5 protein-coding genes and 1 pseudogene are annotated in these 6,016 nt (G+C 73.1%); 2 read left to right on the top strand and 4 right to left on the bottom strand.

Features of this window, described 5'->3' with window-relative positions; translation table 11 throughout:
* A pseudogene (locus ACZ6W9_RS35550) lies at positions 1-106 on the bottom strand (DNA-binding response regulator); the annotation flags it as partial.
* 110 nt (positions 107-216) lie between these two features.
* Positions 217-558, bottom strand: a complete 342-nt coding sequence (locus ACZ6W9_RS35545) for a cupin domain-containing protein (RefSeq protein WP_389970330.1) — start codon at positions 556-558, stop codon at positions 217-219.
* A 179-nt stretch (positions 559-737) separates the two neighbouring features.
* On the opposite strand from ACZ6W9_RS35545, the gene ACZ6W9_RS35540 reads away from it, so the two are divergent.
* Entirely contained in the window at positions 738-2,591 is a 1,854-nt protein-coding gene (locus tag ACZ6W9_RS35540; RefSeq protein WP_389970327.1) for a serine/threonine-protein kinase, read from the top strand.
* A gap of 51 nt (positions 2,592-2,642) precedes the next feature.
* On the opposite strand, the gene ACZ6W9_RS35535 is transcribed toward ACZ6W9_RS35540, so the two are convergent.
* Both ACZ6W9_RS35535 and ACZ6W9_RS35530 read right to left on the bottom strand, forming a co-directional pair.
* Positions 2,643-3,614, bottom strand: a complete 972-nt coding sequence (locus tag ACZ6W9_RS35535; protein ID WP_389970324.1) for a TIGR03557 family F420-dependent LLM class oxidoreductase — start codon at positions 3,612-3,614, stop codon at positions 2,643-2,645.
* Positions 3,615-3,780: 166 nt separating this feature from the next.
* Positions 3,781-4,995 carry an amidohydrolase gene (locus ACZ6W9_RS35530; RefSeq protein WP_362935845.1) on the bottom strand — a complete coding sequence of 405 codons (1,215 nt, stop codon included), beginning with the start codon at positions 4,993-4,995 and terminating at the stop codon, positions 3,781-3,783.
* Between the two features lie 185 nt (positions 4,996-5,180).
* On the opposite strand from ACZ6W9_RS35530, the gene ACZ6W9_RS35525 reads away from it, so the two are divergent.
* Positions 5,181-6,002 carry an NmrA family NAD(P)-binding protein gene (locus tag ACZ6W9_RS35525; RefSeq protein WP_389970321.1) on the top strand — a complete coding sequence of 274 codons (822 nt, stop codon included), beginning with the start codon at positions 5,181-5,183 and terminating at the stop codon, positions 6,000-6,002.
* Positions 6,003-6,016 lie beyond the last annotated feature (14 nt).

The following is a 6,016-nucleotide window of genomic DNA, read 5'->3' as shown; positions in this document are numbered from 1 at the left end:
CCAGGACCCTGACCTGCGGCCATCGCCGCCGGATCTCCAGCGCGGCGCGCAGACCCTCGTCGGTGTGGGTGGGCGGCATCCGCACATCGGCCACCCGCCGCGCCGGGCCGGTCGGACCGCCGGCGGTTCCCCCCCATACCGTCATCCTCCGTTCGCATGATGACCATCGTGCCTTCCAGGCGCACCTCAACGGGACCGGTGCGGCCCCTGCCGAGGTCAGATCCGGGAGCCCGCGCGCGAACCGTAGGCCGGACCGAACACGACCAGCAGTGCCAGATCCTCGGCGATGTCCGCGAAGCGGTGCTCCTCGCCCGCCGGGACGAAGATCACGGAGCCGGGGCCGACCTCCGCCTCACCGTCCGGCGTCACGATCCGGGCCCGCCCCGCCGTCACCACGTAGATCTCGTCCTCGGTGTGTGGGCTCTGAGTGTCGGTCCCGCCCGCCGGGATGCAGTACGTTCCGACGGACAGGTCCGGCACCCTGAGGTGCTCGATCCAGTCGTTGGCGGCCCCGGCGGCCGGTCGCGCCCATTCACCCGCACTCTTGATGATCTGCATGATCTGGACCTTAGCGGCGGCGGGTCCTGGACAGACCGGGCGGCGGCAGATGGTGTCGAAACCGGAGTCCGCGTGCGATACGGCGAGTTTGTGATGCCGGGCGGGCCTCATCGAAGGTTCCCCTGAATGGGATCTTCCTCACTATTGTGATCTACATCTGGTCGAGGGAGGGACGGGCGATGGCGGCGGACGGGGCGGGGGCGTCTCTGGGCAGCCGGTACGTGCTCCTGGACGAGATCGGCGCCGGCGGGATGGGGAGCGTCTGGCGGGCGAGGCACCGGGACACCGGTGAGATCGTCGCGGTGAAGCTGCTGCGCGACGGCCTCGCCGGAGACGAGGACCTGGTCCTGCGGTTCGTACAGGAACGCAACGTGATGCGGAGCCTGCGCCACCCCAACATCGTCACGCTTCGCGACTTCGTCATCGAGGGTGAGCGCCTCGCCCTGGTGATGGACCTCGTCGAGGGCGGGGACCTCCGCGCGCTGCTCCGGCGGCGCGGCACTCTGCCCCCGGCGGAGGCGGCCGGGCTGGTGGCCGAGGTCGCCGAGGCGCTGGCGGCGGCGCACGCGCCGGGCATCGTGCACCGCGACGTCAAGCCGGGCAACATCCTGCTCGACGGGGCCACCGGGCGGGCACGGCTGACGGACTTCGGCGTGGCCCGCATCGTCCACGGCCCCGGCCTCACCCGGACCAGCTCGATCATCGGCACGCCGACCTATCTGTCGCCCGAGGTGGCCGACGGCGGGGCCGCCACCCCGGCGGTGGACGTCTACGCCGCCGGGCTGATCCTGTACGAGCTGCTCGCCGGCCGTCCGCCGTTCGTCGGCGAGCACCCGATGGCCCTGCTCCGGCTGCACGCGACGGCCGCGCCCCGGAGGCTGCCGGGGATGCCGGACGCACTGTGGCGGATCATCTCGGACTGCGCCGCGAAGGACCCGGCGGGACGTCCGCACGCGGGGGAGGTGGCCGCGGCGCTGCGCGGGGCCGTTCCGTCGCTGGCCGGGTTGCCCGCGCTGCCCCCGGTGGCCAGGGAGGACGCCCCGGCCGTCACCTCCGAGCCGCTGTCCGGGAACACCTCCCGTCCGGACCCGGCCGCCCACGGGACCGTGCCCCCTCCGGGGCACGCGCTCCACGCGGGGCCGGTCGCGGGCGGTGCCGTGCCCCCTCCCGGGCACGCGTTCCACGGAGGGCCGGCCGTTCACGAAACCGTGCCTCCGGGGAACGCCGGCGGAGGCCGCGGGGCCGGGAGAGCGGAGCGGCGCGGGCCGTTCCGGAGGCCGGCCGTCCTCGTGGCCGCCGGCGCGGCGCTGGCGCTCACCGCCGCCGCGGTGGCCTTCGCGGCGCCGTGGCGGGCCGCGGACCTCCAGATGGCCGGGGGCCGGGCCGCGGCGGAGGTGAAACCGACCGGTGGGCCGGCCGATGGGCCGACCGGGGACCCCGCGATCGCGACCGCCACCCCGGAGGACCCGAAGGACCCGAAGGAGCGACCGGCGCGCAGCCGTACCACGGAGGCGGCCGTCCCCACGCGGCCCGCGCGGCCGGGCCCGGAGAAGCCCGCCGCGCGCCGTACCCCGACGTCGAAGCCCCGCACCGCCGTGCCGGAGCGGTCGAAGAGCGCGACCGAACCGGAGCCGGCCGGCAAGCGTACGGCGGAGCCCCCGCGTCAGGTCGCGGAACCGGTCTGGCGCTGCCGCCCGTGGATCTCCGCCGGCGCGGGCACCGGCGTGGAAGCGTCGCCCTGCATGGCCATGGTGGGCGATGTCTTCCAGCTCATGGGACGGATCAGGGGGTCGAGCTCGGTCCGTTCGGACGTCCACGTCCAGCTGTACGACACCGACAACGAGACCAACGTCTCCCAGCCCTTCGTCTGCGCGGGCGTCGCCCCGCCGAGCGACGGCGCGACCGTCACCTGCGGCCCGTTCACCGCGACGGCTCCGCGCGCCGGTACCAAGCACGACGTCCGCCAGCGGTGGAGACCGACGGGTACGGCCTCCTACCGCGGCGGCGTGGAAAGCCCCTGGACCCTCTGGTGATCCGGGGGAGCCCGCGCCGGTCTCCCGGGGACACCGGAGGGGCCGGGAGGGTCAGTGTGACGGGGTCAGGGCGCGGAGTCGTTCGTCCAGTTCGGCGCGGTAGAAGTCGATGAAGCCGTCGGGGTCGGGCCCGGCGTTCTGCATCACCAGGTGGTCGAAGCCGGCGTCGACGAACCCCTGCGCCTTCTCGGCGTACCGCGCCGGGTCCGGTCCGCAGGCGAACTGCGCGCGGATGTCGTCCTCTCGGACGGTGGCGCTCGCGGCCTCGAAGTTGACCGGGTTGGGCAGCTCGCTCATGACCTTCCAGCCGGTCACCGCCCACCGGGACGTCTCCAGGGCCGCCCGGACCGCCTCCTCCTCGTCCGGCGCCCACGCCACCGGCACCTCGGCGTAAAGGGGACCGTCGCCGCCGGCCTCGCGGTAGTGCCGGACGAGCTCGGGCTCGTCCTCGGTGGCGAACAGCCCGTCCCCCAGTTCGGCGGCGATGCGGGAGGCGTGCGGGCCGCCGGACGCCACGATGATCAGCGGGGCCTTCTCGGGCAGGTCGAACACCCGGGCGTCCTCCAGCCGGAGGTACTCGCCCTCGTAGGACCGGTATCCGCCCTGCCACAGCAGCCGGATGATCTCCAGGGCCTCGCGGAGCATCTCGTGGCGCACCCGTACGGTGTCGGGGAAGCCGAGACCGACGACGTGCTCGTTGAGCCGCTCCCCGGACCCGATGCCCAGGGTGAAGCGCCCGCCGGACACCAGGGCCGTCGTCGCGGCGGCCTGGGCGATGATCGCCGGGTGGTAGCGGACGGTCGGGCAGGTCACGCCGGTCGCCAGCCCGATGCGCTCGGTCCTCGCCGCGATGGCGCCCAGCACCGTCCAGACGAACGGCGAGTGCCCCTGGACGTTCAGCCAGGGGTGGAAGTGGTCGCTCATCTCCACGAAGTCGAACCCGGCCTCCTCGGCGCGTACGGCCTGCCGGATGAGGTCGTCCGGGCCGAACGCCTCGGCCGCGAGCTTGTAACCGATCTTCACTGGTGCCCCCGCCCCGGGGCTCGCCCGCGTCCGGCGGAGAGGCGGAGAGCGTGCGAGCCGATTGTTGCCTGATCCTGTTTTCGCAGGTTAGGCCGTGGGAAACGGTGAGGCGCGGTTCTCCGGCGGTGTGTCGTTCCGCCGTCTTCACCCTGGACCGGCGGGCCGGTCAGGACTCCCGGTAGTAGGGGTCGGCGACCTCGCCCTCGCCCCGTTCCGCCGAGAAGGAGTAGACCTCGCGGCCCTGGACGAACACCCGCAGCGCGCGGCTCATGACGTCGAGCGGGTCGCCCGACCAGATGACCACGTCACCGTCCAGCCCCGGCCGGAGCGCGCCGACCCGGTCGTCCAGACCCATGATCCGCGCGGGGTTCAGCGTGATCGAGCGCAGTGCGGTCTCGCGGTCCAGACCCTCCTTGATCGCCAGCGTCGCCTGGTGCACGAGGAAGTGGATCGGCACCACCGGGTGGTCGGTGGTGATCGCCAGCTCGACGCCGGCCCTGGCCAGGATGCCGGGGTTGCGCAGCGACCGCTGCCGCAGCTCCACCTTCGACCTGCTGGTGAAGAGCGGGCCGATGATCACCGGCGCCTCCCGCTCCGCGATCAGGTCGGCGAGCAGGTGCCCCTCGGTGCCGTGGTTGAGGATCACGCGGTAGCCGAACTCGTCGGCCAGCCGCAGGGCGGTGGCGATGTCGTCGGCCCGGTGGGTGTGCTGGCACCAGGGCAGCTCGCCGTCGAGCACCCGGACGAGGACCTCCAGCGTGCCGTCCCGGTCGAACGGCCTGCCCTCGGCCGCGGCGTGCTCCCGCCGGGCCCGGTAGTCCTGCGCCCTGGTGAACGCGTCGCGGATGACCGCGGCCACGCCCTGCCGGGTGGAGGGCAGCTTCTTCTGGTCGCCGTAGACGCGCTTGGGGTTCTCGCCGAGGGCGCTCTTCACGCTCACCGGCTGGCGGACGAGCATCTCGTCGACCGTACGGCCCCAGCACTTGACCGCGACCGTCTGCCCGCCGATGGGGTTGCCGGAGCCGGGCTTGATCACGGCGGTGGTGACGCCCCCGGACAGCGCGTCGGCGAAGCCCAGGTCGGCGGGGTTGATCGCGTCGAGGGCGCGCATCCGGGCGCCGACGGGGTCGGTCATCTCGTTGGTGTCCTGGCCGGCCCAGCCCTCGGCCTCCTCGTGGACGCCGAGGTGGGCGTGCGCCTCGACGAAGCCGGGCAGCACCCACGAGCCGCCCGCGTCGACGGTCGTGACGCCCTCGGGAACGGCGATCTCGGCCGCGGGCCCGATCGCCGTGATCTTGCCATCTTGGATCAGTACGGTTCCGCCGTCGATCGGCTCCCCGTCAACAGGTACGACATATCCACCGGTAATGGCGACGTTCATGCTTGGCAAACTATCGGTATCCGGTCATATGTCCGCAAGGCCGTCGTATGTCCTGTACGTCATCCGGGAAGTGTGCCGCCCCGCCACCGCGATCGGATGCACGAATCTCGCAATCAAGGAAAGAAGCCTTCCGCATCCGCCCGTAGCGTCCCTCTCGTAGCAGGAACCGAGCGGAGGAGACCGCGATGACCTTTCTCGTGACCGGGGCCACAGGGACCGTCGGCCGTCACATCATGGACGAGCTCGTCCGGGACGGCCGCCGGGTGCGCGCCCTGACCCGGGACCCGGGCCGGGCCGCCGTGCCCGCCGGGGTGGAGGTCGTGGCCGGAGACCTCACCGTGACGGACAGCCTGGTGGCCGCGTTCGACGGCGTCACCGCGGTCCACCTCATCAACTTCGGCGGGGACGACTACGGCCTGCTGCGCAACGGGCGGGAGATCGTGGACCTGGCGGTCAAGGCCGGGGTGCGCCGGGTCACCGTCCTGGGAGGCTGGGACCAGGGCACGCTGGAGCCCGCCGTACGGGCGAGTGACCTGGAGTGGACCTTCGTGCGCCCGACCGAGTTCATGTCCAACGCGTTGAAGTGGGCCGAGCCGGTCCGCACCGAGGGGGTGGTGCACGAGCCGTTCGGCGACGCGACCACCGCCGTGGTCCACGAGGCCGACATCGCGGCCGTGGCCGCCACGGCGCTGGCGGAGGGCGGCCACGCGGGCAGGACGTACGGCCTGACCGGGCCTGAGCGACTGTCCACCAGGGACAAGGTCCGCGTCATCGGCGAGGTGATCGGCCGGCCCGTCGAGTTCGTCGAGCTGACCGAGGAACAGGCGCGCGAGCGGATGGCCGCCGAGGGGCAGCCGCAGGAGCTGATCGACTTCCTCATCGGCGTGTTCGGCGACGTGCCGGAGGAGCCCAACATCGTCAACGACGTCGTGGAGCGGGTCACCGGCCGTCCGGCGCGCACGTTCGCCGGCTGGGTCGCCGAGCACGCGGACGCCTTCCGCGCCTGACCGGCGCCCGGACG

The sequence above is a fragment of the Streptosporangium sp. NPDC053982 genome, from assembly GCF_055585205.1.
The sequence above is the reverse complement of the archived record's forward strand: the minus strand, read 5'-3'. Positions and strand labels throughout refer to the sequence as shown.